Annotated in this window: 3 protein-coding genes; 1 reads left to right on the forward strand and 2 read right to left on the reverse strand. The window is 68.5% G+C overall.

The window, feature by feature from the left end; all coding sequences use genetic code 11:
• Positions 1 to 455 (forward strand): phospholipase domain-containing protein (locus ACWELQ_RS41640; RefSeq protein WP_452402495.1); only part of this gene is annotated, 455 nt, incomplete at its 5' end.
• Positions 456 to 474: 19 nt separating this feature from the next.
• On the opposite strand, the gene ACWELQ_RS41645 is transcribed toward ACWELQ_RS41640, so the two are convergent.
• A complete protein-coding gene (locus ACWELQ_RS41645; protein WP_452402496.1) occupies positions 475 to 1467 on the reverse strand; it encodes a hypothetical protein in 993 nt (330 codons plus the stop codon).
• Between the two features lie 34 nt (positions 1468 to 1501).
• On the reverse strand, positions 1502 to 3094 hold the full coding sequence (locus ACWELQ_RS41650; protein WP_452402497.1) for a hypothetical protein: 1593 nt from the start codon (positions 3092 to 3094) through the stop codon (positions 1502 to 1504).
• Positions 3095 to 3365 lie beyond the last annotated feature (271 nt).

Consider the following 3365-nt stretch of genomic DNA (forward strand, 5'->3'; position numbering starts at 1 on the left):
GCGGGCCGTGGCAGTACACGGTCGGGGCGGGCGGCACCGCCAGTGACTTCTACGAGGTCGGCACCGGATACGGCAACGGCGCGTACGACCTGACGGTCACCGGGCCGAACCGATTCCTGCGCCGCTTCCAGGGCAATGTCACCAAGCCGGGCAAGACCGTCGCGGTGGCCACCTCGTACTCCAACGCGCCCAATACCGGCAAGCTGGCGATCTGGTTCGCCATGACCAACTCCGGGACCTCCTCGGTCACCTTCACCATCAAGGCCAATCAGTACCGCACCGACGGGCCGTGGACGTACACCGTGGCGGCGGGCAAGTCGACCAGCGACTACTTCAACGCCATCGCCTACAACAACGGTTGGTACGACTTCACCGTCACGGTCAGCTCGGATTCGAGTTGGTCGCAACGATTCACCGGGCATCTCGAGATCGGCGCGGCCAGCGTCAGCGGCTGAGACCGGATCCCAGGGCGACTCACAGCGCAACAGAAGGCACTCTCGTGGAACCAAGCGAACTCGGCCGGGACGATTCGGCCGCGGCACCGTTCATCGTCGAACCCCGTGGCACGCTGGCCCGGAACATGCCGCGGGTCATCGCGGTCACCGCGCTGCTGACGCTGACGGTGGCGGCGGTGGCCGCCGCGGAGCCGAAGGACAACGATCGGGTGGGGGATCGCAAGGCGTCGTCGACCACCGAACAGTCGAATACACCACTGGATTCGACGACGGCGGGAGGTGTCAGCGACAACTCCGACCTCTCCGGAACGCCGAGTGATGTTCCCGTTCCCGGTGATTCGACGGATCCGGCGGCCTCGTCGGATCCGGGAGCCGGGCAGATCACGATGGTCGACACCAGCACGCCGCTGGACACGACGGACACCCCCGTCACCACCACCGACACCCCGGTCACCACGACCGATACGACGGTGACCTCGACGGACCCCTCGACCGGCGCCAGCATGTCGGTGACGCTGAGCGGCGGCGCGAATCTCTCACTGCCGCCGCTCATTCCGGCCGATGTGAACTCGCCCGTGGTGACCACGGTGGTGGTCACGACCCCGGTGACCACTTCGGATCCGTCCACGACGACCCCGGTCATCGTGATCAGCGGGCCGAGCGTCACCCCGACCACCCCGCCGGTGACCTCCGTTCCGGTCACCACCACATCGACCATGACGACCACTCCGGCGGTGACGACCACTCCGGCGGTGACGTCGTCGCCGTCGCCCACGACCAGCCGCTGCGTACCGCCGACTCCGACACCCACCAAGAAGCCGGGGACATCACCGGTCACACCGACCCACGTCACCGTGCCGGTGACCACGACACCGCGCCCGCCCGCACCGCATCCACCCGCACCGCGCCCGGCGGCGTCCGTCGCGACGACACCACACCCGACCACGACCGCGCCCCGTCCGCCCGTCGTCACGACGACGGTGAAGCCGCCGGTGGTCCCACCCTCCACCACCCAGCCGTCCATTCCGCCCTGCCGGTAAGCCGTGCTACCAGTGCAATCCGAAAGAGGCGGTCGGGCTGTCGCCCCGGCCGCGGCGCTCCGGCTTCCGTGAGCGGGTCCGGGGCGGCGGTGTCGTCGTCACGGGCGGCGGCGTCGTGAGTGACGGTGCCGCGGTCGTCGGCACTGCGGTTGTCGGCACTGCGGTCGTCGGCTGCGGGGTCACTGATGCTGTTGTGGGCGAGGGCATTTCGGTCGCCGTGGTCGCGGTGCCGTCCGGGGTGAAGGTGGCGGCGGTGACGACGCCGTTCGCGTCGGTGGTGAGGGCGATGGGGTTGGGTTTCCCGATCAGCGCCTGGCAGTTGAGGTTTCCGAAACTCTGCTGCGCGCGCATGGCCAGGAAGGTGAAGAGGTTGGTGGCGGCGGCAGGGTCCACCGAGGGGGCGGCAGCGAAGAGCTGCTCGTCGGCGAAGACGCGTTGGACGCCGTTCGCGGTGGTGAACAGGTTGGTGCAGTAGGTCGCGCCGTCACCGTCGTCGCCGGTGTGGGTGCGTCCGTTCGCGGTGATCCGGCCGCCTCCGGCGCCGGGAACGGTTGCGGCGTCGGCGGTTTCGACGGCATCGGCGCCGTCGCCGTCCTCGTCGCGGTCGCGGCCCCGGACCAGTCCCTGGTTCACGCCCTGCCGGTAGAGGTCGGTCTTGAGAGCGCTGGTCGCGCCATTGTTCAAGGTCATCGGGTCGGTCAGCGGGACGAGCGCGATCGGGGCCTGCTGGTTGGCGGCGGCCGACAGCTCGTCGGTCGCGAGGGCGGGAGTCGGCTGCCGGTCGGCGGATTGGTTGGGCACCATCCACGGCGTGCAGCCCAGCGCGGGGTCGATGAACCGGCTCAGCAGCAGATTGTCGCTACCGTTGGCGAGATCGGTCGCACCGGCGAGCTGCGCGGTGTTGGCGGCGTCGAGCTGGGCGGTGCGGCCGTCGGCCGTGGCCAGATAGTGCGTGACGACATTGTCGCTCTGGTCCTGGTCCACCACGACGAAGTCGCGGACGGTCGGGCAGGGCAATCCGTCCTTGGCCGTACCGATTCCGGGTACGGCGAGCCGGTGCTCGCCGATGCGGCGGTTGGCGGCGCGGAAGAACTGCTGCGCGTCACAGTAGGCGAACTGACCGAAGACCGAGCCGCGCCGCAGGCCGTTGACGCAGTGGCCGCGCGCGAGACCGTCGCCGCCGTCGGCCGCTTTCAAGGTCAGCGTGCCGCCGTTGAAGCCGAACCAGATGCCCACGGTCGCACCGCGATTCACCTGCGCGGGCACCGGCGCGACGGCCGGTTGCGTGCCCTGGTCGACGACCAGCGGGTCATAGGTGGTGAGCGTGCCGTCCTCGGCCAGGATCGCCGCCTCCACGAAGGCCGACTGATTCGGGTCGGCCTCGTGGCAGGGGCCGGCCGCCGGATCGGTGGCGACGAGTTGGTAGGGCGTGGCGAGCCCCTGGGCGGACAGCGGGTCGGCGGGCACGAGCAGCGTGCAGTTCTGATTCGCCGCGGCGGGCGCGGCACTCGCCCGATGGCCGCCGTCGACGAACAGGACGGCACCGGAAACCAGCAGGGCGGTGGCCGAGAGGGTGGCCGCGGATTTTCTTCCAAGCACAAGATTCTCCTGAGCATCGAGAATTGGCAATCTCGGTACTATCACGGACGAAGATTCCCGGGCAAGGGCTAGCCTATAATGGAATTCCATTGTGGAGTTATTGGAGATTCCGTTACTGGACGCAGTGTTTACATCTCGTCGACCCCGCACGATCATGGTCACCATGCATATCTGGAAAACCCTTGTGACCACTGCTTTGGCCATTGTTGCGTTCGTAGTCTGCGGTGGTGGGGCGCACGCCGGGCCGATTCTCGACCAGGCCGTACATTTC

Source organism: Nocardia sp. NPDC004722, from assembly GCF_053601505.1.